Annotated in this window: 22 protein-coding genes; 1 reads left to right on the plus strand and 21 read right to left on the minus strand. The window is 41.8% G+C overall.

Going from position 1 to position 25,442, the window contains the following annotated elements:
- The 5 genes from BM377_RS01950 to BM377_RS01970 form a co-directional block, all read right to left on the minus strand.
- Positions 1 to 1,695 carry a glycosyltransferase family 39 protein gene (locus tag BM377_RS01950; protein ID WP_092242874.1) on the minus strand — a complete coding sequence of 565 codons (1,695 nt, stop codon included), beginning with the start codon at positions 1,693 to 1,695 and terminating at the stop codon, positions 1 to 3.
- Positions 1,664 to 2,773 carry a 3-isopropylmalate dehydrogenase gene (gene leuB, locus BM377_RS01955; RefSeq protein ID WP_092242877.1) on the minus strand — a complete coding sequence of 370 codons (1,110 nt, stop codon included), beginning with the start codon at positions 2,771 to 2,773 and terminating at the stop codon, positions 1,664 to 1,666. Before leuB ends, BM377_RS01950 begins: the two co-directional genes overlap by 32 nt.
- Before the next feature lie 101 nt (positions 2,774 to 2,874).
- A complete protein-coding gene (gene yajC, locus BM377_RS01960; protein ID WP_092242880.1) occupies positions 2,875 to 3,234 on the minus strand; it encodes a preprotein translocase subunit YajC in 360 nt (119 codons plus the stop codon).
- A gap of 66 nt (positions 3,235 to 3,300) precedes the next feature.
- On the minus strand, positions 3,301 to 4,482 hold the full coding sequence (gene tgt, locus BM377_RS01965) for a tRNA guanosine(34) transglycosylase Tgt (protein WP_092242883.1): 1,182 nt from the start codon (positions 4,480 to 4,482) through the stop codon (positions 3,301 to 3,303).
- Between the two features lie 9 nt (positions 4,483 to 4,491).
- Positions 4,492 to 5,652 (minus strand): M15 family metallopeptidase, encoded by a 1,161-nt coding sequence (locus BM377_RS01970; protein ID WP_092242887.1) that lies wholly within the window; start codon positions 5,650 to 5,652, stop codon positions 4,492 to 4,494.
- Between the two features lie 157 nt (positions 5,653 to 5,809).
- Between BM377_RS01970 and aroC the strand changes: the two genes are divergently transcribed.
- On the plus strand, positions 5,810 to 6,910 hold the full coding sequence (gene aroC, locus BM377_RS01975) for a chorismate synthase (RefSeq protein ID WP_092242892.1): 1,101 nt from the start codon (positions 5,810 to 5,812) through the stop codon (positions 6,908 to 6,910).
- A 92-nt stretch (positions 6,911 to 7,002) separates the two neighbouring features.
- On the opposite strand, the gene BM377_RS01980 is transcribed toward aroC, so the two are convergent.
- From BM377_RS01980 to BM377_RS02055, 16 genes are all read right to left on the minus strand, one after another.
- Positions 7,003 to 8,067, minus strand: a complete 1,065-nt coding sequence (locus BM377_RS01980; RefSeq protein WP_092242897.1) for a lactonase family protein — start codon at positions 8,065 to 8,067, stop codon at positions 7,003 to 7,005.
- Positions 8,068 to 8,198: 131 nt separating this feature from the next.
- The gene (locus tag BM377_RS01985) at positions 8,199 to 9,323 is read right to left on the minus strand and encodes a S66 family peptidase (protein ID WP_092242899.1); all 1,125 of its coding nucleotides are present in this window, start codon (positions 9,321 to 9,323) and stop codon (positions 8,199 to 8,201) included.
- Positions 9,320 to 10,438 (minus strand): class II aldolase/adducin family protein, encoded by a 1,119-nt coding sequence (locus BM377_RS01990; protein WP_092242905.1) that lies wholly within the window; start codon positions 10,436 to 10,438, stop codon positions 9,320 to 9,322. Before BM377_RS01990 ends, BM377_RS01985 begins: the two co-directional genes overlap by 4 nt.
- Positions 10,435 to 11,679: a glutamate-5-semialdehyde dehydrogenase gene (locus BM377_RS01995; protein ID WP_092242909.1), complete on the minus strand. Its 1,245-nt coding sequence runs from the start codon at positions 11,677 to 11,679 to the stop codon at positions 10,435 to 10,437. The genes BM377_RS01990 and BM377_RS01995 overlap by 4 nt, the downstream gene beginning before the upstream one ends.
- Before the next feature lie 69 nt (positions 11,680 to 11,748).
- Entirely contained in the window at positions 11,749 to 12,303 is a 555-nt protein-coding gene (locus BM377_RS02000) for a 5-formyltetrahydrofolate cyclo-ligase (RefSeq protein ID WP_092242913.1), read from the minus strand.
- A 22-nt stretch (positions 12,304 to 12,325) separates the two neighbouring features.
- Positions 12,326 to 13,822: a GH39 family glycosyl hydrolase gene (locus BM377_RS02005; protein WP_092242917.1), complete on the minus strand. Its 1,497-nt coding sequence runs from the start codon at positions 13,820 to 13,822 to the stop codon at positions 12,326 to 12,328.
- Between the two features lie 9 nt (positions 13,823 to 13,831).
- Positions 13,832 to 15,553 (minus strand): NAD(P)/FAD-dependent oxidoreductase, encoded by a 1,722-nt coding sequence (locus BM377_RS02010; RefSeq protein ID WP_092242922.1) that lies wholly within the window; start codon positions 15,551 to 15,553, stop codon positions 13,832 to 13,834.
- Between the two features lie 37 nt (positions 15,554 to 15,590).
- Complete coding sequence (locus BM377_RS02015) at positions 15,591 to 16,826, minus strand: BaiN/RdsA family NAD(P)/FAD-dependent oxidoreductase (protein WP_092242925.1); 1,236 nt, start codon at positions 16,824 to 16,826, stop codon at positions 15,591 to 15,593.
- Positions 16,823 to 18,463, minus strand: coding sequence for an MATE family efflux transporter (locus BM377_RS02020; RefSeq protein ID WP_092242927.1), 1,641 nt, complete (start codon positions 18,461 to 18,463; stop codon positions 16,823 to 16,825). Before BM377_RS02020 ends, BM377_RS02015 begins: the two co-directional genes overlap by 4 nt.
- Before the next feature lie 24 nt (positions 18,464 to 18,487).
- Complete coding sequence (gene ybeY / locus BM377_RS02025; protein WP_092242929.1) at positions 18,488 to 18,991, minus strand: rRNA maturation RNase YbeY; 504 nt, start codon at positions 18,989 to 18,991, stop codon at positions 18,488 to 18,490.
- A complete protein-coding gene (locus tag BM377_RS02030; RefSeq protein WP_092242933.1) occupies positions 18,975 to 20,186 on the minus strand; it encodes an HD domain-containing protein in 1,212 nt (403 codons plus the stop codon). The genes ybeY and BM377_RS02030 overlap by 17 nt, the downstream gene beginning before the upstream one ends.
- Positions 20,176 to 21,225: a PhoH family protein gene (locus BM377_RS02035; RefSeq protein WP_092242936.1), complete on the minus strand. Its 1,050-nt coding sequence runs from the start codon at positions 21,223 to 21,225 to the stop codon at positions 20,176 to 20,178. Before BM377_RS02035 ends, BM377_RS02030 begins: the two co-directional genes overlap by 11 nt.
- Positions 21,222 to 21,704, minus strand: a complete 483-nt coding sequence (gene rlmH, locus BM377_RS02040; RefSeq protein ID WP_092242941.1) for a 23S rRNA (pseudouridine(1915)-N(3))-methyltransferase RlmH — start codon at positions 21,702 to 21,704, stop codon at positions 21,222 to 21,224. Before rlmH ends, BM377_RS02035 begins: the two co-directional genes overlap by 4 nt.
- An 11-nt stretch (positions 21,705 to 21,715) precedes the next feature.
- Positions 21,716 to 22,768, minus strand: a complete 1,053-nt coding sequence (locus BM377_RS02045; protein WP_092242945.1) for an MORN repeat-containing protein — start codon at positions 22,766 to 22,768, stop codon at positions 21,716 to 21,718.
- A 144-nt stretch (positions 22,769 to 22,912) separates the two neighbouring features.
- Entirely contained in the window at positions 22,913 to 23,944 is a 1,032-nt protein-coding gene (locus BM377_RS02050) for a branched-chain amino acid aminotransferase (protein ID WP_092242948.1), read from the minus strand.
- Between the two features lie 100 nt (positions 23,945 to 24,044).
- Entirely contained in the window at positions 24,045 to 25,436 is a 1,392-nt protein-coding gene (locus tag BM377_RS02055; RefSeq protein ID WP_092242951.1) for an AI-2E family transporter, read from the minus strand.
- Between the last annotated feature and the right edge of the window lie 6 nt (positions 25,437 to 25,442).

A 25,442-nucleotide genomic window follows, 5' to 3' on the forward strand; every position in this document is an offset into this window, starting at 1 on the left:
TCACTTGATATATAGAATAAAATTCTCATTTTCATATAAAACATGAAGTGTATTCAAATAATCCCAATCAATGGTCTCATATGTCTGATAGAACTTCCAGAAATCATCACCGCTGTATCCGGGAGTCATCATATTCTTATCAAGAATAACACAATCAGAATCGGTAACATCCATCTTATTGCAATTTATGTCCCATCCAAACTTTAGAAGATACTGCTGATCACAGTCAAGCACCGCCATATTGTCTCGGATCGGAACATCCGCAATATACAGAATGTTGAACACTTCATTCTCTCGTCCGCCCAGCTGCATGCTGTACGAAGGACTAAAGAATCTGCAGATAAACACAAGCAGCATGAACGCCATCGGAAGATAGACGCCAAGTCCGCCGTACCACTTTCCGCTTTTTTCAATGCTCTCATTTTCGGGATGTAAAGAAGCATCCCAGTTTCCGGCCATTTTCTTTTTGTTGTACAGTCTTACCGTCACATTGATAAGCCTCTCCATTACAGTGCAAAAGCACAGGGTAAAAATAAAACCACTGTAGCTGAACACTCTAAGATAAGGCAATTTACGCTGAAGGATCAATACAATCGCTATAAAAAGCACATTTACTATAACAACAAGGTTTATGACCGTTCTGCTGTATTCAAAATGCTTGAAACACTCATAAAAAAGACATCCCAAGCTTATAATAACAAAAATCAGAAGTACTGCTCCGCCTCTCGGGATCATATATTCAAAAAGACTCATGATCCAGCCCGGGTATCTGGCCTTAAACTCTGCGGCACTGACACTCTGAATATAAGGCTGCGAAAGCATGTAATTAATTCCTGTTCCGGCCGCTTTAAACGGAGCATGAAGGAGCACACTTACGTGAGACATACCATAGAATCCGGAATCTTCGGTTTTCACCAAGAGGTTGGAACCGATCGCGAGCCAAATAATAAGATATAAAAAGAATGTGATGGCCGCCGCTACTATTCCCGAAATAACCAGGGAACGCAGCTTCTTATAATAAATATTATCCCCTATCTTGGTGTAAACGCTCTTACTTCTGTATGCATTGATAACAAGAAAAAGAACTGCCGACAAGCTGACCGGAATAACCCAGTAAATACTGCTGGGAACGGTATATAATCCGAGCACAAGCGCAATGGTAAGCTTGGCATAAGGGAACGTATCATCCTCACCGATTCTGCAAATGTCACCGATAACATAGATCGCTATCAAAAAACATGTTGTCGCAAGCGTATATCCTCTTCCTTGAACACTGTACTCATTAACAATCTGCATTGCACTGTATAAGCACACCGCACCAAGCGGAAGTCCGTGAGCGTAGTATCTTTTACATATCCTGTAGACAAGAATAAGGTTTGAAACCGCGCAGATATAAGAAATACCGCGAAGTCCGATATACGGATTACCGAAAACATTGAGTATCGCAGACAAAACCGAATATCCTACGTGGTTATTCGGAAGCGGCCAATGAATTGCTGAATATACCGGTCCTTTACTTATAAAAGTATAAAAAGTATAAAGCTCATCATACTGAGGAGTAATCGCAAACATACGCCACAGATAATAGACGGCCATACCGATTATAAACAAGGTTACACCGATTGTCTCAGGTTCATGCGGTAACAGGTCATATATTCTTTTTTCACTCTTTGCTACAAATGATTCGTTCAGCAATAAGGTCTCCCATCCGGCTACATCCGACAAGTGTAAACTTATCTTCTTCACCCTTAGGTAAAAGATCTACAGTCCTAAAACCGTCCTCAAGTACTTTCTCAACTGCCTTTTCAATGGCATCAGCCTCTTTATCGAGGTTGAATGAATATCTGAGCATCATTGCAGCAGACAAAACCGTTGCAATGGGATTGGCGATATCTTTTCCCGCGATATCGGGAGCACTGCCGTGGCTGGGCTCATAAAGTCCAAAGCTTGTATCATTTAAGGATGCGCTTGAGAGCATTCCGATAGATCCTGTGATCATGCTGGCTTCATCGGATAGAATATCTCCGAACATATTCTCTGTAAGAACAACGTCAAACTGAGCAGGGTTCTTAACAAGCTGCATTGCGCAGTTATCTACGAGCATATGCTCTAAAGTCACATCGGGATAATCCTTTTTAACTTCCTCGACTACTTTTCTCCAAAGTCTTGAAGAATCAAGAACGTTGGCCTTATCTACACTGATAACGCTCTTTCTGCGCTTTCTTGCAACATCAAAAGCTCTGATCGCTATTCTTCTGATCTCACTCTCTTTGTATGTAAGTGTATCTGTTGCGACCATCTCTCCGTCTTTAAGCTCTGTACTGCGCTCTCCGAAGTAAAGACCACCCGTAAGCTCTCTCATAATGAGCATGTCAAAACCCTCTTCTGCAACGGCTTCCTTTAAAGGACATGCGTCCTTAAGCTGAGGATAAAGATATGCAGGTCTTAAATTGGCAAAAAGATTAAGTGCCTTGCGGAGTTTAAGAAGTCCTGCCTCGGGACGAAGCTGTGGTTCAAGCTTGTACCAAGGAGATGTTGATGTGTTTCCTCCGATCGATCCCATAAGAACCGCGTCGGCAGCCTTGGCATCGGCAATTGCCTCGTCTGTAAGAGGAACTCCGTGTACATCTATTGAGCATCCGCCCATCAAAATATCTTTGTATTCAATCTCATGACCAAAGTTCTCACAAACTTTATCGAGAACCTTCTTGGCCTCTGTAACAATCTCGGGTCCAATTCCGTCACCCGGGATGCAAGTAATGTTCATTTTCATAATGACTCCCTTGATGCTTTAGTAAGTTAATTTAATAAATTTCTATTATAGAACAAATGCCTGATTGGCATGCCAATCAGGCTTTAAGAATTCGAAAGTGATTACTTTTTCTTGGAATCCTTGGCATCCTTGCTGTCTGCCTTAACGGTTGCATCCTCGGGCTTCTCAACCTCAACGATCGCATCCTTTACCATAGGTATACGGCAATTCTTATTGTTACCGAACTCAACAATAACCATATCATCATTGATATCAATAACTGTACCGATGAATCCGCCTGTTGTTCTAACACTGTCACCGATATCAAGAGAAGCAAGTACCTGTGCCTTCTGCTTCTGATCTTTTCTTCCGGGACGGATCATCAAAAAGTAAATAGCTACCATGAATACCGCATATATAGCCAATGTTCCGTAAATAGGAGTGCCGGCTCCGGCTTCCTGAGCTGTTAAAAATAATACCATAACATCCTCCAAGTATTAGTTAGTTTAATATACACCAATAAATAATACTAAAAAGAAAAGCTAAATTCAACCTTTTCTCCAATTAACGGCGATGTTGTATTTACTTTTTGATTCAGCGCCGTCAAATTCCTGCATTCCTTCGATCATCTGCTTCTTAAAGGACGAATACTCTCCCTTTTCAATGGCATTTCTTATATCAACCATAAGATGATTGTAAAAATAGAGATTATGAAGAACACAAAGCCTCATTCCAAGCATCTCTCCGGCCTTAAGAAGATGTCTTATATAGGCCTTGGAATATCTCGTACATGCGGGACACTTACATCCTTCTTCAATCGGTGTGTCATCATATTCATATCTTGCATTTAAAATATTGATATGGCCTCTCTTTGTATAAAGATGACCGTGACGACCGTTTCTGCTTGGATAAACACAGTCAAAAAAGTCTATTCCTCTGTCTACCGCTTCAAGAATATTGGCCGGTGTTCCGACACCCATCAGATATGTGGGTTTGTTCTCCGGAAGATAAGGAACCGTAGTTTCAAGAACATGATACATTTCCTCATGGCTCTCACCGACCGCAAGTCCGCCGACAGCATAACCGTCAAGATCCATCTCACTGATCCTCTTGGCGTGTTCAATTCTTATGTCATCAAAGATTGCTCCCTGATTGATACCGAAAAGCATCTGATTCGGATTGACCGTGTAAGGAAGTCCGTTTAATCTGTCCATCTCTTTTTTGCAACGCTCAAGCCATCTTGTTGTCCTGTCTACAGACATCTGAACATAATCATGCTCAGCCTTGGCTGAAGGACATTCATCAAAAGCCATCGCGATAGTGGAACCAAGGTGCGACTGTATTCTCATACTCTCCTCAGGTCCCATAAAAAGCTTATGTCCGTCAATATGCGAATGGAAATAAACGCCCTCTTCCTTGATCCTTCTTGTCTTAGCAAGAGAAAAGACCTGGAATCCGCCTGAATCAGTAAGAATAGGCTTATCGCACGACATAAACTTGTGGAGCCCGCCCATTCTGTAGATCAGATCATCTCCCGGTCTTAAATGCAGGTGGTAGGTGTTGGACAAAACCACCTGAGTATCTATACCTTCAAGATCATAAGTGGAAACACCGCCCTTTATTGCCGCAACCGTTGCAACGTTCATAAACACGGGAGTCTGAATCACTCCGTGTACGGTAGTAAATTCAGCTCTCTTGGCGTTTCCGTCTTTTTTAATTATTTTGTACATATATATCCTCTACTTAACGTATGTATTCCAGAATTCCTCCAGGCAGATATCATTTTCGTAGATAATCGTTGCTGCGTCAACCCCCACATATCTAAAATGCCAGGGTTCGTACTCAATACTTGTAATTTTCTCTTTTCCCTCGGGATATCTTAATATGAATCCATACTTGTAACTGTTGTCGTGAAGCCACTTTCCGGCGGGTGTATTGCCAAATCCCTCATCGAGGTTGGAATAATTGTCACTGATGATATCAATCGCAAGTCCGATCTGGTGCTCTGAAGATCCCGGAACCGTAACAGCCTGAGACGCAAGGTTATAAGCTTCCATATAAGACATTCCGCCATCCATGTATCTGTCAATCTTGTTGTCAAAAAGCATTGTCTGTCTGTCACGATCTCTGTAAGGAGAACAGATAATAAGACTAACACCGTCGGCGCTTGCCGCTCTCATCATATCAAGAAGCGGTGAGATGATCCTCTCATCGCACTTCATGCTTCCGCTGATAACTCCAAGAGGAAACTCGTAATTCTCGGGTATCGGGTGCTGTTTGTTGACAAGAATGATATTCCATTCGTTGCTGTCAAAAACCTTACCTGTTTCCGTAAACTGTGAAAAATACTCTGTCACAGGATCTGCTTTTTCAGAGTTAGACTCTACATCATCGGCAGTATTTTCTATTGATGTATCATCGGAATCGCCGGCAGACTCCAAGATCTGAGAAAGTGATGCCTGCTTTTCGGGATTCATGTGTTCCGCCTCGGCAACGTCGGGATTGACGCTGTCCATAGCTTCTTCAATAAGAGTCTTGTCGACATCATTTACAACAGCAAGCTCAGCATCTGATTCCGCAACTTCCGTCTCGGACAGACTTATAGAATCATCGGCCGAATAATCCTCTATACTCATATCTGTAGCAAAACTGATGTTAAGGGACATAGCAGGATAAGAAAAGCTGCTGCTGAAGACAAAGAACAGTAAGATACACGCAAGACAAATATGCCTCTTTGCATTTCTGTAAAAATAAAACAGAATATTGTAAACAGTTATCGCAAATAACGCATAAGCGATGCCTAAAAAGGACAAAGCCTTATGCTTCCTGTTAAATTTACTAACGGCTGAAACCACCTTATTCTTAAAGGTGAGCTTCATCTGTAGATTACTAGCGTTCATATCGGAAATCCCCTCATATTTCGATATTATGCCTTAATCAAAGTCTTTATATATTATATAACATTTTTGTACCGTTTTCATCTTTTTTTACATTTTTTGCCCTAGGTAATGTATTATGATATAGAAAGACAACTAATACTGGAAATGAGGAACTAAAATGTCAGGTTCAATTCTCGGAAACAATATCAAAATATCAACATGGGGAGAATCTCACGGAGCCGCTCTGGGAGTGGTTATAGACGGTTTCCCTGCAGGCATGGAGCTGTGCGAAGAAGACGTTCAGAAGCTCCTTGACAGAAGAAAGCCCGGAACAAGCGCCGCTACAACTTCAAGAAAAGAGGATGACAAGGTAAGGATCTTATCCGGAATATTCGAAGGTAAGACAACCGGAACCCCCATCTCAATGCTTGTTGAGAATACTTCTCAGCGCTCTGGAGATTACAGTGAGATTGCAAGCTACTATCGCCCCGGTCATGCCGATTATCCTTTTGATATGAAATATGGCTTTAGAGATTACAGAGGAGGCGGAAGATCTTCGGGAAGAGAAACGATAGGCAGAGTTGCCGCAGGAGCTCTTTGCAAAAAGCTTCTTTCGCAAATGGGCATCGATGTATGCGCATATACACGTTCTATCGGAGATGTCGAGATTGACGATTCCAAGTTTGATAAGGACGCGATCTGCTCAACTCCCACTTCAATGCCTGACAGAGATGCAGATATAAAAGCAATGGAGCTTATTGCGGCTAAACGCGCCGAATGTGACTCTATAGGCGGTGTCATAGAATGTAAGATAACGGGAGTTCCCGCAGGAATCGGAGAACCTGTTTTTGATAAACTTGATGCTCTTCTATCAAGAGCCGTTATGAGTGTAGGTGCCGTTAAAGCAATCGAGATTGGTGATGGCACAAAAGTTTCAAAATATACCGGTTCTGAAAACAACGATGAATTTATTATGGAAGAAGGCTCAGTAGCCAAAGCTACCAACCACTCAGGCGGAATACTCGGAGGAATGTCCGATGGCTCTTCCATCATGTTAAGAGCCCATGTAAAGCCGACTCCCAGCATCGCTGCTTCTCAGAATACCGTAAACAAAAACGGTGAAAATATCGAGATCAATATCAAAGGCCGTCACGACCCCGTTGTAGTTCCGAGAGCGGTTGTCGTTGTTGAGAGCATGTGCGCCATCACACTTTTGGACCTCATGATATCCAATATGTATGCCAAGGCAGAAAATGTCATAAACTTCTACAAGAAATAAAGCATATATTCTGATACTACAATAACAGAAATAATATAAGCCGCAGGTTCTAAAAACTCAGATTCCTGCGGCTTTAATAGTTTTTATTAATTTCAATCCTCAAGCTGATGGAATACTATACAGTTAGGTCTGGGTATCGGAAGCTCAGGTCCGTTCATAACGATCGTTCCCGCCTTCATATCAACATGGAAGAAAGTCATTGAATCAGACTCGTGGTTGAGTGATACCAAATGCTTGTTATCGGGGAAAAGAGCTGCATCCTTGGGATACTCTCCCGCAACAGGAAGCTGGATAAGCTTCGTAAGAAGTCCCGTATCCTTATCAACCTTAAATACGATCACGTTATTCTCTCCTGCTGTTGAGCTTACAAGGTAATTGTAGTCCTCAGAGAAAGTAAGCGCGCTGCTTGCCACGCCGAGTGAATCGGATTCATCGGAACATGAAACCGACTGAACCTTGTTAAAATCGGGATCGCCGTTGTTATCTACATACTCATAAACTTCGATCGCACACTTCTGCTCAAGACAAACATACAAGAATTTTCCATCCTTGGAAAACTGCATATGTCTGGGTGATGATTCCTGATCGCAGTGAATAACGTCAACTTCCTTGATCTTACCTGTCTCAAGATCTAGCTTATAAACATTAACTCTGTCCATACCAAGATCTGCCGCAAGAAGATACTGATTGTCCTTGGACACCTTGATACACTGAACATGAGGAACATGGTTTCTGCCCGCAGCTGTACCAAGTCCCTTATGGTATCTCTCATCTGTTATCTTGCCGATGCTTCCGTCCTTATTAAGCTTAAGGATCGTAACCTTACCGTCATGATAACCTGCGGTGATAAGATAATTATCCTGCTGATCCATATTAACGTAGCATCCGCGCATACCGTTGATAGAAGCCTCGTTAAGGAACTTAAGACTTCCGTCCTTCTCAATATGATAAGCCTCAACACCTTCGTCGGTGATCGAGTATAATGTCTTTTTGTTATGTGCGATTCCTATATAAGAAGAATTGGTGATCTCAACCTTCTGTTTCTCGGTGAGTCTGCCTTTCTTAAGATCTACATCATAAATTCTGATTCCGTAATCAGAACCAAGTCCGGATGTGTAGCTTGAAACGTAAGCAACATACTTTTTATTAGCAGCCATTGTTAATATATGCCTCCCTAAAGCGATTTGTAAAAGCTTTGTCTTCTTCATATTTTAGCACAGATAAAGAAAAGTGGGAACAAAAATACACCCCGGCTCGTCATAAAGTCAGGGTGTATATGGCTTTTAATCTATAGATATTTGATATTAAGGTCATTTCCGGCGGCTGTAACATGCGCATCAGCTCCCATTATCACGGGAAGCATGGGATTGACATGTCCTATATCGGCATCCATTATTATCGGAGCTCCGATAGGTGTAAGTATATCTGTAACAGCATTAAATCTGTCTACTCCCATCATGTCGCCGTCAAAAAAGTTTCCGGGGCGACCTATTATAAAGCCGGCAGCACCGTCAAACCAGCCTGCTTCTCTAAGGTTCCAAAGACTCCTTCTGTAGCTCATCGGGTTCATTTCACACTTTTCAAGAACCCATATAATATCTTTATTTTCTTTCTTAAACTCTTTTACCCTGTCAAATCTTGTACCGACAAGGTTTTCAAGAACTTCAAGGCAGCCGCCCAATAGAATTCCGGAGGCACTTACCTTATCGCCGGAAGATAGCTTAACAGCCTTTCCTCCGTCACATGAAAAAGAAGTCAGAACCTTCTTTTCATTTAATTCAAATCTATACTCGCGCAAAACTTTTAAGATCTCTTCTCTCGGCTTTGAAAAAAGATCATCTTCAGGCTCCGTATCGTCTAAAGCTTCCGCTTCAGATTCATCTGTCTTCTCAGGCTCTTTTACAAAGCTGTCATAGCCCTTAAATTCGTTCTTAGTTCCTTCCAAAAGAGCAAACGCATCCTCTTCCGTAGCTTCAAAGACCTTACCATAGCCCGAAATACAAGGTCCGTAAATTCCCTGAACGCCTGTAATGGTCACAAGAGGAAAAATAAAGTTGGTATTGTCTGAATAGCCTACAAACCACTTGGGCTCTGCACTTTTAAGCTCCTCAAAATCAACATAAGTTATTGTCTCATTCATGAGCTCGCCGCCGCCCGCAGAGATTATCGCATCTATGTCGTCTCTTTTGTAAAACTCTGTAAGCTCCATAGCCGCCACTTTGGGATCGGTGCTGATTCCGATTCCGTCACCGAGTCTGGCTGTCTTGCCTTCCAAGATCTTATAGCCTCTTTTAGTAATATTCTCAATGGCAACATCTATTAGATAGCTGTACGGTTCTCTCGCACAACCAAAAGAAGGTGCGGTAATACCGATAACGGATCCTGGACCTATACTCTTTGGCCTCTTTATCATTCATTCTCCTTGTTATGCTTGTACATATCTGCAAGCTTGGAATATTTATTCCTGTATAGCCTGTTCATCCTTATGCAATCAAAGATAGACAGATAGTGACATTCTCCGTGCCTGAGCGCAGCCAGATGTGCAATACATCCCTTATCAAGAACGATCGAAGCATCCATGGCATCATCATAAGTAACACCGAGGCAATAAGCTCCGTCATTGAGCGCAAAAACGGCGTTTACATTCTTTTTGATGTTATGGTAATTCATTCCGTCCTTACCGTGCTCATTGCTGGGCACCTTGATACTGTATCCGATAAGCTGTGCAAAATCATATAAAAGAGGTCTCATATGTGTTGCCGTTCTCGATACGGTTACAACAGCCTCCGATTTATTGTGTATGATATATCTGACATCGGGACGTTTTGCATATATCTCTTTGTGAATATCCTTAACTCTGTTCGGAGTATCGTGAATATCATAGACTATATGTCCATTTTCAAGATGACTGCTATAGCCCTCTTCCACTCCGTGAGTCATATCCGTCTTACATACATCGATAAGGAAGTTGTTGCAGGAAACCTCAAGCTTCTCGGCAACATAAATAGCTTCCTTGGAATCTCTTCCGATGCAGAGTGCGCCGTGATTGGCCATGATTATTCCCTGCGCATCACTGTATTTTTCAAGTGTGGCGCCGACATTCTGAGCAAGCTTGTCTGTCCATGGAAGCGCAAAAGGAGCGCAAGGAACAACAATATCCTCATCGTCAAAATATGTATATATCTTCTTCTGACCAAGTGCGCTGCAGCATGATGCGTACACCTGATGCGTGTGGACAATAAATCCCGCGTCCTTTCTTGCTTTATATGCTGCCGCATGAACAGCCGTCTCGCTTGACGGCGCATAATCTCCCTTACAAGAAAGATCTGATATCTTGACCTCACAGATCATGTCGGGTGTAAGGTCTTCATATCTGATTCCCGTAGGTGTTATTAAAAAACTGTTATCATCAATTCTTTGGCTTATGTTTCCCCAGGTTCGAACGAGCAATCCGACTTCGTGGAGCTCGCGCGAAACCGCTATGATATGTTTCTTTGCTTCAAGTAACTCCATTTCGTTTTCTATCATCCCCTGATCTGTCCTTCTCCCACAATTTGATATTTGTATGATGTAAGCTCTTTAAGGCCCATAGGTCCTCTCGCGTGAAGCTTCTGTGTGCTGATTCCGATCTCGGCACCGAATCCGAACTCAAAACCGTCCGTAAATCTGGTCGAAGCATTAACGTATACGCAAGCAGCATCGACTCTGTCAAGGAACTTCTGAGCCGCCTCTTTATCCTCTGTGATAATGGATTCGGAATGTCCTGTGTTGTATTTGTTGATATGAGCGATAGCTTCATCAACATCCTTAACCGTCTTAACAGAGATAATGTAATCAAGGTACTCTTTTCCAAAGTCCTCTTCAGTGGCGGGATTGGCTGAACTCATTACAGCCGTGCTATCCTTGTCACCTCTTATCTCTACGTTATGCTCCTTCATCGCTTTCTCAAACTCAGGAAGAAACTCGTCCTTAACGGCCTCGTGAACAACCAATGATTCAGCGGCATTACATACACCAATCCTCTGAGTCTTGGCATTGATTATAATGGTAATAGCCTTATCAAGATCGGCAGCCTTATCAACATAGATGTGGCAATTACCGGTACCTGTCTCAATAACGGGTATAGTTGAATTCTCAACAACTGCTCTGATAAGTCCGGCACTTCCTCTGGGAATAAGAACGTCAACATAACCGTTCATCTGCATGAACTGTGTAGTTACGCTTCTGTCCGTATCCTCTATGAGCTGGATCGCATCGGGATTGATTCCCTCATCTGTAAGAGCTTCTCTCATTGTATTGGCAATAGCGATATTGGAATTGATTGCATCGCTTCCGCCCTTTAAAATAACCGCATTTCCTGCTTTAAAAGTAAGCGCAAATGCATCTGCGGTTACATTGGGACGAGCCTCGTAGATTATTCCGATAACGCCCATAGGAACTCTTACTTTCTTTATCTTAAGTCCGTTAGGTCTTTCAAATTCCTCGGTGATCTCGCCTACGGGATCGGGAAGCTCGGCTACAACGCGAAGTCCGTCAGCCATAGCCTTAATCCTCTTTTCATCAAGAAGGAGTCTGTCAAGAAGCCCCTGATGCATTCCGTTCTTTTCACCGTTCTCGTAATCTTTCTTGTTGGCATTTATTATACCCTGCGCCTTTGCTTCGAGCTTATCCGCAACGGCAAGCAGTGCCTTGTTCTTTTTATCCGTGCAAAGATTCTGAACTTCGTACTTAACCTCTTTGGCACGTTTGCATATTTCAATAAGTTCCATTTAATACTCCCATCCTTTTTAATTCTTCAGATTCAAAAATCAAAATCTTCAATACATTATATCCGAAAATCACTCACAAATCACCTCATTTACAGGAATATCATGAATTTCGGGAATAATTTCGTCCAAAATCTGAAAACTGTAAGCTATCGCAATTTTATAAGCTTCATTGTGATCGGCCAAAAACCTGTCGTAAAAACCGCCCTTGTAGCCAATCCTGTTACCCTTTTTATCAAAGGCAACTCCCGGAATTATCACAAGTGTGTTCGGCGAAGAAGTGTAGATCTCAGAATTTTCCGATATTTCAGGCTCTCTGATTCCAAAATAACCTTCCGAAAGCTCCGAAGTATCATATATCCTAACAAACTTCATAAAGCCCAGATCCCTGTTCGTAACCTTTGGGCAAAAGACATTTTTCCCAAGGCTGAGCGCATCGAGAATGATCTCATCCGTTTTAACTTCAGTCAAAAATGAAGCGTAAATAAGAATATTCTCTGCGTTTTTGTAGGCTTCATTATTCACAAGCTTTTCAAAAATCGCTCTGCTCTTAGCTTCAACTTCTTCCGAAGTCAGAATATCTCTTTTCTTTAGCAGTTCTTTCCTAATGTCGTCTTTACTTTTCATATACTCCCCTTCATAAAAAATATCAGTGAAAAGATATCACTTTATCATAATCATATCCGCGATCCGGTGTGTAATTTCTCTTTGTAAGAGTAAAATAGACAACACCGTGTTTTTTAACCTCAAAAGAAACTTCCGCGCCGCTCTTACCTGCGACAACGGAACTTGAAACAAGCGGATTAGCGCCGCTCTTGATCATCTCGATCTCATCGTCCGTAGGATATGCGGGCTCACCCATATCGTGCCAAAGCTTAAGCGGATTACATGTAGACTCATCAACAATCTTTTTTATCAGCGTGTACTCGGATGAAGGATCAAGGTCAAACGAATACTGCCTCTCTATATCCTCTTCATCTATGTTCCAAATAATTCCGCTAAATCCTTTGTCATTTTTAACTATAACAGAATTATCATCCCTATATACACAATCACTTCCAAAAAGCTTAAGCTGCTTGTAGAAATAGAATGTCCAGAAAGTCGGCTTGGGGATATTGCCCGCGGCGACCATTCCAAAACCTCCGTGGAAAAGAGAATCAGGAACTCCCTGCTCTTCAAACACATCTCCGAAAGTCCAATACGAATAAGCTTCGTTTACATCGCCGAGTCTTGAAAGCTGCCTTGCAAGGTAAGCCGCATTGATATTCGTATCATGAATAACACCCTTTGGAGTATAAGAAGTACTAAACTCCGTTAGATGAATCGGAAGACCTCTATACTCTTCAAAAGAATCAACTATATCGCGCGTAGACTTAAGATTGTCAAAACGCATCTCGCTGTCTTCCAATGTGGAATAATCATAATGCCCGATCCTCTCGGGGAAATCAACCGTATAATGATGTCTCGTTATCCTGTCGGGACGGATACCCTCTTTTTTACAAAGCTTTAAAAAGCCTTCTATCCATTCGGCATCCTTAACTCCGCAGATTGCGGGGCCTCCGACCATAAAACGTGAATCAAACTTCTTTATCGCATAAAATGTCTCTTTAAAGAGCTTAAAATACTCATCCATATCGGCTTCGTACCAAAAGCCGGCAAGATTGGGCTCATTCCATACTTCTATGGGCCATGTTGCAACTTCATCACCATAGCGGTCCATAAGATGCTGCAAAAGAGCTATAACCATATCCGTCCACTTCTTATAATCCTTGGGCGGTGTGGTGTTTCCTTTCCAGTAAAAGATAGTCTGGGTTCCGCTCGCAAGCTGCTCCGGCATAAAGCCAAGCTCAAGGTACGGACGAATTCCCAACTTTAAGTAGCTGTCAAAGATCCTGTCTATATACGTATAATTATATTCAACCTTTGTTTCTCCGTCTTCTTCATACTCATGATAGATGGAGATATCATCGGAAAACAGACCGTGTCCTCTTATAAAAGAAAAACCGATCATATCCTGAACATATTTAAGCTCTTTAAGATATTCCTCTGTAAGAGCCAGCCCTAAGCGTCCTGTTCCGACGCAGTAATCGACATTGTTGTTAAAGTTAACCTTGCCGTCAGAATCGATTTTGATCATGTCGCTCATATAAACTCCTTAATTCATTATACTTGCTGCTATAAGCTCAGCTGTCTTAATTCCGTCCATCGCAGCGGACATTATTCCGCCTGCATATCCCGCGCCCTCGCCGCACGGATACAGACCTCTTATATTCGTAGACACACCATCCTCACCCCTAGGTATCCTAACGGGAGACGATGTCCTTGACTCAACACCGGAAACCAGCGCTCCGTCACTGTTGTATCCTTTTATCATCCTTCCGAACTTCTCCATTCCTTGTATGAAGTCCCTGTTAAGCTCATCGGGAAGTATCTTATGCACTTCCGCAAAAGAGTATTCACCCTTCATGCACGGCAGATTGGTTTTTTTATCAAGCTCTTTTATAAGCTCATTTTCAGGTACCGCTTTGGATGCAACTCCATTATTATTCTTGTCAAAAGAGCTGTCGTTACCGCTAACGGCCTTCTTAAAATCACCGTAGTACTCAACGGGAATCTTACCTTTTCCGATCTCAAAAGCCTTTTCTTCAAGTCTTCTTTGGAACTCAACTCCCGACAAAACATCATCACCGCCAAAATCTTTTGGTGAAACCGTCATGATTATCGCGGAATTGGCATTGCGGGAATCCCTGGCACTGTAGCTCATTCCGTTAACTGCAAGCCTTCCTTTTTCGGAAGAAGCATTTACGACAAAGCCACCCGGGCACATACAAAACGAATAAACGCCTCTGCCCTTATCCGTATTCATCACAAGCTTATATGGTGATGCCGGAAGCGACTTTGGATCTGCGACTCCGTACTGTGATAAATTTATAATACTCTGCGGATGTTCTACTCTAAATCCCACAGCAAAAGGCTTGGGCTCTATATTTACCTTTTTATCCTTAAGCATGTAAAAGGTATCTCTCGCACTGTGTCCGATCGCAAGAACCGCGCATGAGCAGCTTATAATCTTATCCAAAACCTTAACGCCTGTTAGCTTACCTGTTTCATCAAGCATTAGCTCATCTACTTTAGAGTCAAACATAAACTCTCCGCCGCGTTCTATGATCTTTTCCCTCATGCTCTTGATTACTCTGCACAAGATATCCGTACCGATATGAGGCTTTGCCTCATACATGATATCGTCACTTGCACCGTGCTCTACAAATATCGACAGTGCTTTTCTTCCTCTGCCGTCCTTATCTTTTACCATGGTATTAAGCTTACCGTCGGAAAAAGTACCTGCACCGCCTTCACCAAATTGAACATTCGTATGCTCATCAAGCTCTTTTCCGCTCCAGAAAGCTTCCACTGCCTGCAGCCTTTTATCAACATCGGAACCTCTCTCGATCACAAGAGGCTTGTATCCTGCCTCCGAAAGCATATATGCACAGAAAAGTCCTGCGGGACCCGCCCCGACAATAACTATCTTTCCGTCTTTATCAATATGCTCCGAAACCTTTGTCTTGGCAGCTTTAGCCATTTCTTCGAAATTATATTTGGCTACCGAAACAACAGATATATTATTATCCTTACACTTTTTTACGATTCTTTCATCAGAGCCCGTTTTAACGGAAAGGTCTACCATGTAAACATCAAAGATATCGGGCTTTTTCCTGGCATCAATCGAATGCCTTATGATCTCAAGGCTTTCGATATCGCTCCTGTTTATCCGTAAAAGCTTAGAAGCCTTTTGATACAGCATATCAAAAAGCTCCTCCTTTGTTTTGCTTGTATTTAGATCATTATAAATTTTAATCTGATTGATTCGGATCATTTAAATTCCTCAAATAATTTATATTTAAGCCTCGCAATCAGTGCGAAGCGGCGTTTCCTGCGATATACCCGGAAGTCCAAGCAAACTGAAGATTATAGCCTCCGCATCTTCCGTCAACATCCAAAAGCTCTCCGACAACATATATACCGGGATTGTTTTTATATGAAAAATCATCATTAATATCTCCGACACTGATCCCGCCTGTTGTCACCTGAGAAGCCGCATAGCCGTTGCACTCTTTTATATTAAACTTAAGCTTTCTGTAGTTTTCAAATATGCATCTGAGCATGCTTTCTGAGATATTGACCGCTTTCATAGTCGGTGAAAGCTTCATTCGCTTTAAGACCATCTCATTGATATAGCTGTTTCCAAATCCCGAAAGAAGCTCAGAAATACTGCGACTGTCTCGAAGTTTTATCATTTCATTGATGAGCCTGTCAAAAGACTCTTCGTCATAATCGGGATACAGATCAAGAAGTGCATAAACAGGTTTATTCTCGGAAACAAGCTTGATTATTCCCCTGCTTGCCTGCATAACGGGAATACCCGAAATACCATCAGTAAGTAGCTGCACTTCACCTTTTTCGGAAGTAAGAAGCTCTTCTCCCAGATAAAAAGAAATAGCGGCTTTGCTCCTGACTCCGGCAGCAGGCATGATATCTTCATCCGTCGTCTTAAAGCCTACAAGTGCGGGAAACGTATCCTTGACGCTCATTCCAAGCTTTTTACAAATATAATAGCCATCGCCCGTAGACATTGTAGTCTTCGCGCCCGATAACGAACCTGTCGCGATGATAACCTTATCGCTTTCATAAACACCCTCGGAAGTCTTTACCGTATAACCTACGGATTCTCCCGTTCTTTCAATGCTCTTAAGCTGGCTGTTATATACAATAGTAACACCAAGTCTTGAAAGCTCATTGGAAAGAGCACTGACAACACCGGCCGCCTGCTCTGATACGGGATATACATAGCCATATTCACTCATCGTGATAACGCCAAGAGATCTGAAAAACTCTATCGTATCCAATGCACCGAATTCATTAAGCCATGAGCCGATTCTGCTTTTCGCAGCTGCATTATAATACGAGCCGTCAATTTTAAGATTCGTAAGATTACATCTTCCGTTTCCCGTCATCGACAGCTTTTTTCCAAGAACATTATTTTTTTCAAGTAAAGTTACTTCGGCGCCGCTTCTTGCCGCACATATAGCCGCACACATTCCTGACGCGCCGCCTCCCGCAACTATTATTTTCTTTTTATATACGCTCATTCCTCATCTCCATCAAAGCCGCCGAACATCATAAGAAGTCCGGAAAAAGCTTTGCCAAAGGGAATAACTCCGATCTCATAAGAATTAACGAGCCTAAGCAGCACAATTGCCACAACATAAACTACATAAAACAGTATAAAGCATACTGCGATGGTAAGTATATCACCTATAAGATTGACAAGTGCCATACTAAGGAAGAATACAACCAGTCCCGCAACAGCGCTGCACGCAAGCGGAAATATAAATGTCCTCATTTTATTCACTTTGATCCTAAACATCTTAGAGAACATAAGAAGACATAAAATATCATAAACAAGTACCGAAACGATCGTAGCTACGGCTGCTCCGTAGATTCCCATCATGAGAATGATCTCAAACACAACAGTCATTCCGATATGGAAAAGCCATGCGATCGCAAGATTGGTGACTATAAGGATAGTCTTTCCCATCTGACTAAGCATCCATGAAGCAAAAACCGCAATGGGAACAAGCAATATCAAACAAGCGCTCGCTCTCAAAAGACCGTCCGCAAGCTGCGAAGTCTTTCCAAATAACGCGACCTCAATGGGTGAAGCGAGTGTAAACACAAATATAACTACAGGAAATACAAGAAGTGAGAACCTCTTTACAAAAGTAGCGTATCTGTCCCTTGCTCCGTCGAACTCATCTCTCGAAGCTCTTGCCATGATCCTGTTCCACGTTTTGATAAACGGAATGCAAACAAGGATTGAAAACAGAACAATCAAAGTAACGACTCTTCCCGCGTATATTCCAAAATTAAGAAGTGTATCCGCTTCGCTTCCTATCTTTCTTTCATAGATCAAATAAAAGACCTGATCAAAAAGAAGCATCACACCGGGCGTTGCATATAAGAAAATAAGCGGTCTTACACTGCTGAGCACATCATTACTGCTGTCAAGATATCTGGGAGCTCCGCCCTTAACTATATCTCTAAGCTCATCTCTTCTTAGATAAAAACTGATACCGATCTGTATAAGGCCTGCCAATGAAGCAACCAAAATACCGATCATCATTCCTGTAGAGCCGTAAACAGCGCTGAATTCATTTACATGAAAAAGTGCATTTACTTTAATCCCGTATCTGAAAAGAACCAATGAAAAAAGAATTCCGAATATTAAAGCAACGGCAGCTATGATCACATCCGATATCACGATAGGTTTGGTGTAACCTATTCCCTGAAGATAGCCCCTAAGGACACCCTGAACCGCCAAGAACAAAATACTTACAGCGGCAATAAGTCCCTGAATAAGTCCTCTCTGTGTACCGAAAAGAAAATTAGAAGCGAATATATTGATAAGCACAAGAAGAAACGCCGCAATTCCACCCGAAACAGCAAAGAATCTGAGCGAACTTTTCATATTGTGCTCGGCATTTACAAACTGCGAACGTCTTGCACGCACTCTTACCATTACCCAAACAGCCTTCTGAACAGCCAGAACGAAAATAGCATAAAAGGTAAAGAAAAATGCAAGCGGAGCGCATGCAAAGCCGGCTCCTTTATCTCCGAAAATGCGAATTGAAAAAATCGCAAACAACATCATTATAACAACAGCCAGATATACCGCAGATGTAAGTATATCAGGACGTATTCTCTTTTCTTCAGAATAAATTTTCATACAAGTTCTCCAAATGCCTAAAAATCAGTCTCTTGTAATTCCAAGTTTATTAAGAACGTCGCTCTGCTTCTTTTCCATAACAGCAGCTTCATCCTCTTCCATATGATCGTAGCCGCAAAGATGAAGCATACTGTGCGCTACGAGAAAAGCAAATTCTCGCTTAAGGCTGTGTCCATACTCTAAAGCCTGCTCGCGAACTCTTTTTTCATTAATAACTATATCACCAAACATAATGCAATTTGTATCGGGATTAAAAAGGTCTACCCTTTGCTCTCCGTCTATCACGGAAAAATCGCCCGGCTCATCGTAGGAAACGTTCGGAAAAGAAAGAACATCTGTCGGTCTGTCTATATCTCTGAAATCCCTGTTCATTTCCCTGATGCCTTCATCATCGGTAATCGTAAGGCTTATCTCTACGTCGTGTTCGCAGCCCTCTTCCTTAAGGACCTCCGCAGCAACAGTTTTGGCAACCTCTTCTATATCAAAGTCAAACTCGGCGTTCACCTCATTCTCAACGTAAAAAGTCATAGTAGAGTTTCTCCTTCTTAAGTATCTTTCCGATCTCGTCAAACTCTCTGAACGTAACGTCAAAGTCCTTTAGCTTACCTTCGCTCATCTTTTTTTCCAATACCGAATCAATGAGCTTATCGTAATCTATCTTGATGTCTTTATCTTTCTTGATAAGGTACATGATCGAAGCAATAACGGTCTCGCTTAACATGACTGTGAGAGATTCCTTGGATTTAACGTTTCCTTTTTGAGGTTCCGTGTACTCATGAAGAAGCTCGATCGCTTCCGTAGGGAAATTGTTTTCCTCATAATAGTGCTTGATCTCATCCCACTTAAGCTTTCCTTCAGGAGCACCTATCCTGTGATAATATGAACAGGTCTTGGCAGCTCTTGCGTTAAACGAAAGCCCCATCGCTATACGCTCGGCAAGGTAGGCCGTATGAATCGCCCTGAAGTATTCATCCTTATCTTTTTCCTTTAAGGATACAAGAAGCGGAAACTCAGGATCATTGATCTCCATATACATATCATTGGATTTTCTTATTACATACACCCCGAATAGATTCAGGAAAAGAAGTAAGAAAATAAGATTGATCATCAGATTGATGAACGGTGCAACAAAAAGATTAAACGAAAGCGTCCTGTTAAGGAACAAAATATTGAAAGCGATAAGAAGTACCGCCTGCATAAAGAGCGAAACAAAGGTCGGAAGTCCGATCGAACTGTTTTCCTTAAGATCCCTGAACATTGCAATGGCAACTACTCCGGCAAGAACATACATAAACAGTTCGCTGCATCCGCCGCTTTCCTCAAGCATAACCGAAAGGCAAACAAAAAAAGTTCCGGTTATAAGTCCGATCTCCGTATTGGATAAAAGAGAAAGTATTACAAAGAAAGCCAGATAAGGCCAGAACATATTCGGTACAAGTGAAAGAACAAGCGAAAGCAAAAGGCCGATTATATAAGCCAGAACAAATCTGTTTCTCTGATCGTAGTTATCGTAAAAAAAGCCTTCTCTTCCCCTTGAAGAAGCATCAAGAAGCATGAATATCACAGTTCCGCTCATCATTAGAGAAACAACAGTGTTTCTTATTATCGCTTCGATGCTCTTATCGGTAAAATATGAAAATGCAAATACAAAAATGCCCGTAAGAAAAAACATTACAGAATATAAAAGCTTGATCTTCTTAGCAGTTGAATTCTCATTTGCCATTCTTTGAACGTCTCTCCATCTTTTGTATTTCTTTCTTGGTCTTCTTATTGGCTGACTTTTTCTCAAAGTCTTCGTATGCTTTTACAATCTTCTGAACAAGCGGATGTCTTACAACGTCGCTGCTGGTCAGCTTACAAAATGCGATATCGTCTATGGTCTTAAGTACACTCTGGGCAACATCAAGTCCGCTTCTTACATCGGCGGAAAGATCCTTCTGCGTCTCATCTCCGGTAATGATCACTTTGGAGCCAAAACCGATTCTGGTAAGGAACATCTTCATCTGTGCAGGTGTTGTGTTCTGAGCTTCATCAAGAATAATAAATGCGTTATCCAGTGTTCTTCCTCTCATATATGCAAGAGGTGCAACCTCAATAAGTCCCTTCTCCATATTCTTGATAAAGTTCTCTGTTCCCATTATCTGATACAGCGCATCATATAAAGGTCTTAAATAAGGATCGACCTTACTCTGAAGGTCACCGGGAAGAAATCCCAGCTTTTCTCCCGCTTCAATAGCAGGTCTCGTAAGAATGATCCTGCTTACTTCTTCTCTCTGAAATGCGGTTATAGCCATAGCCATGGCAAGGTAAGTCTTACCTGTACCGGCAGGACCGATACCGAAGACGATCATCTTATTTCTGATCGCATCGATATATTTCTTTTGCCCGAGAGTCTTGGGCTTTATAGGTTTTCCCGAAATGGTATGACAGATAATATCCCTGTCTATGTCAGCAAGGACATTGCTGTTATCAGCTTCCGGATTATTCTTTTTTTCTTCGTCATCCTTTAAAAGAATTGCATAATCAACGCTCTGCTCCTCAATGTCAGAGCCGCGTCTTGAAAGCTGCACAAGCTCTCTTATTATCTCGGATGCCTTCTGAGCGCCCTCTTTATCTCCGATAATATGTAGCTCACCGTTTCGATCGATTATCTCGACATGAAGGCTGTCCTCGATCTTTCTGATATAGCTGTCGTTGCCTCCGAATATATTGCGCTCGTCTTCAGCTGTAAGCGCCAGGCTAAGTTCTGTAATCTCACTCATTTATGGTATGGTTCTCCGCTTATAATTTTATAACCCCTGTAGATCTGCTCCAAAAGCACTACTCTCATCATCTGATGAGGAAACGTCATATCCGAAAAGCTTATCTGCGAATCGGCTCTATTAAGTACCTCGTCAGAAAGTCCGAGCGATCCTCCGATAACGAATTGAATACGACTGACACCTCTTACTCCCAAGTCATTTATAAATTCGGAAAAAGACTCTGAGCTGTGTTTTTTACCTTTGATAGCAAGCGCACAAACATGGGCTTTATCATCAATATTTTTAAGGATTCTCTCTCCCTCTTTTTGCTTGATCTGCTCTTCTATAGCAGGCGGAGCATTATCGGGAGTCTTTTCATCCGGAACTTCTATGATATTAAGCTTACAATACCTTGAAAGTCTCTTGGAGTATTCAGCGATAGCATCATTCCAGTATTTCTCTTTGATCTTACCGACGCATATTATATCTACAGAGCTCAATAATTCTCCTTTTAGTTTGCGGCATTTCCGCCTGTGATGATACCTCTGATAAGATTCTCTTCAATTTCCTTATCGGTCATGTATAGATGTGTATCATCATTACCTTTAAGTGACATAACGGGATATCTTCCTGTTTTATCCTTGGAAGCATGCGCAGGACTGTTAAACTTTCCTTCAGTACATGTTCCGACCCACTCATCGGTATGTTCGGACTTATCTAGGGTAATAATATACATTTCCTTGTCATAATAAGAATCCTTGAAAGAACCTATCGCATTTTGAATATAGACATCTGCAGTGTTCATTCTACTTGTGTCATAGTCATAGTGCTCCTGACCTTTTCCGTTCGGACGATCCTCAGCCCACTCGCCGGAATAAGTGTGCTCGGTTACGACATTGCCGGAATATGAAGGATAAAAGCAGATCCATGAACCGCTTCCGCTTCTCTTTCCGTCCTTGAACTCACCGAAGTAATACTGATCGTTGGCATATACCGCAAGACCTTTTCCTTCAGGTTTACCGTCTTTATTCTTTTCACCGTAATAATAAAAGTCGTAGCTTCCGTTAAGAGCATAAGACATCGCTTCATATCTTTCGAGATGAGCGAGTTCTCTTACGGCGTTCATATTATTCTTAGCCCAGTAATCGTGCATTTCCTTAAGCTGAGCATCTCTGTCGTATTTAACCTTGCCATATTTATCCTTAAGCTCGGCAGCATCTGCTCTGTAAAAGCACTTACCGGGTTCCTTATTTACTTTCTCGTTCTTTTCAATAACTGTTGATGATGAAACGCTCGAATCGGCATTATCGGAAGAAGCCGCAGATGAAGCATCCTCTGAGCTATCAAAAGAACCTGGTGATACGCCCTGTGAGACAAGATTTGATGACTGATCATCGGATGCTCCGCTGTTCGCATATTCCATGATATCGCTTGCAAGAAGCGCATCCTCGCTATTCTTATCAACCTTTTTACCTGATATTGCAATATAAGCTATCAATATCAATAATATAACGGCGATAACTCCTGCCGTTATTGCTACTCTCATTTTTTCTTTGTTATCCATAATATTTCTCTTCCCCTTTTTTTCATACTACAACGCTCATTATACCACAATTCCAAGCACGAAGAATACTACAATTCTTAGCTTCAGATACAAAAAAGGGTCACGCGAACGTGACCCTTAATAACCATTATTTTATTGCCGTGATCAGCAGATTGTGTGGATCCATCCCTCGGGAGCTTCAACTGTACCCATCTGGATACCTGTGAGTGTATCGTAAAGCTTCTTGATAACAGGTCCCATCTCATCCATTCCGCTTGCGAAGCAGATTTCCTTGCCGTGATCGTTGATCTTTCCGACAGGGCTGATAACAGCAGCTGTTCCGCAAAGTCCCATCTCAACAAAGTTCTCAACCTCTGAAAGCTTAACGGGTCTCTCCTCAACATTGAGTCCAAGGATATCTCTTGCAACCTGTACAAGTGATCTTCTTGTGATTGAAGGAAGGATTGAATCTGTATGTGACTTAGGAACTACAAGTCCGCCCTCTTTTGTAACGAAGATGATGTTTGCTCCGCCTGTCTCTTCGATATATGTTCTGCTCTCGGCATCAAGATATACGTTCTCTGCAAAACCTTCGTTGTGTGCTGTAACGATAGCATGAAGGCTCATTGCGTAGTTAAGTCCGGCCTTGATATTACCTGTTCCGTGCGGTGCTGCTCTGTCAAAATCACTGATCTTAACAACGATAGGCTTAGCGCCGCCCTTGAAGTAAGGTCCTACGGGAGTAACAAAGATTCTGAACTGATACTCATCTGCAGGCTTAACACCGATAACATTACCTGTAGCGAACATAACAGGTCTGATATAAAGTGTTGCACCGCTTCCGTAAGGGGGAACCCAATCCTTGTTGGCTTCAACAACCTTCTCAACTGCTTCTATAAATTTATCTTCAGGAAATGCAGGCATCTCAAGTCTCTTAGCTGAGTCTACCATTCTCTTGGCATTGAGATCGGGTCTGAAGGTTACGATCTTGCCATCCTCTGTCTCATAAGCTTTAAGTCCCTCGAAGCACTCCTGTGCGTAATGAAGAACACCGGCATCCTCACTGAGTACGATTGTGTTGTCGCTTGTAATGACACCATCATCCCACTTGCCGTCTTTATAGTTGGAGACAAATCTCTTATCAGCAACCATATAACTAAAACCAATATTTGCCCAATCCAAATTCTTCTTGCTCATCTTTCTTCCATCTCCTTAGATTACTTTAGCACGTCAAAACACTAATGTTTAAATTATAACCCTTTATTTTCATGCGTCAAGTAAGCTATACGATTTTATATCACTTATTTTTATCCGCCTTATTTTTAACGTTCTTGGCGGCACTTATCTTTTCTTTTAAATTGATACTAAAGATCTTCTTAAATGTTGATGTTTCTTTTCCTGCGTTAAATTTGGTATTATCGGGATTGCTAAGCGTCTTATATTCTTTATCTTCTATATAGGCAAGATCATAGTAATCCTTGGTGTTTGTACTGAGCCCCTTCTTTTCCAAAAGAATATTCGTAAGACGAGAAGCAAGCGCATAAATAACAGCGAAAATAGGAACACCTATAAGCCATCCTACAATTCCCCACAGTCCGCCAAACAACATAATGGAAAAGATAACCCAAAAGCTTGAAAGTCCCGTGGAATTTCCAAGGATCATAGGCCCTAAGATATTGCCGTCAAACTGCTGAAGCACGATGACAAATATAAGGAATATCAAAGCCTGTATCGGATCAATGAGCACAAGCAGCATCGCTCCCATGATTCCTCCGATGTAAGGGCCAAAGAAAGGAATAATGTTGGTAACACCTACAATAACCGAAATCAAAAGCGGATACTTAAGCTTAAGGACAAGACATCCTATGTAACAGATAACACCTATTACGAAGGAATCAACAAGCTTACCGCCTACAAAGCCCTCGAATGTATTGTTCACAAATCTGAAACCGCCGATAAGTTCATTGGCAAAGTCTTCTCTGAAGATCGCATATGCAAGCTTCTTGCCGCTCGTTGTAAAGCGTTCCTTTGAAAGAAGCACATAGATTGCAACAATAAATCCGACAACAAGATCAAGGATAACACCGAATACTGAAAAGAAGCTCTGTGAAGCAAACTTCATAATGATATTTACACTCGGCATCATCGGGATAAGCTGCTTGGAAATATAAGAGCTCAAGTTCTCATAATAAGTATCGAGCTGAGAATCGATAAACTTCTGAAGCTCGGGGTTATCGGCGAGATATTTGTTGGACTGCGTATCAATCTGATTGATATAAATAGGCATATTCCTTATGATCTCACGTAAACTCCTTATAAGCTCGGGGATAATGATCCTAAATAGCCCGTACATAATAAAGAGAAAAATGATCATTGTGATCAAAACAGAAATATATCTTATATGCTTTCTCTTTTTCTTATCGGCTGTGCTCGCTCTGGATACGTCTATACCTCTCAATTTATAGATAGGCATAAGAATCTTCTCCTCGATGAACTCAAGGAGCGGAATAAGCACAAACGCGATAACTATACCGATTACAATGCCCGAAAGCGAATCTAATATTGACGAAAAAGTTTTTACGATCGTCTTTCCGTCAAACAGCACATAATATGCAAGCATAAGTGCAATACACAAGCAAAATATGGTGATTGCCCATGTGACCTGATTTTTCTCGGGTTTCATCTTCATAATAAT

It is taken from the genome of Butyrivibrio sp. INlla21, from assembly GCF_900116875.1.
GTDB lineage: Bacteria > Bacillota > Clostridia > Lachnospirales > Lachnospiraceae > Butyrivibrio.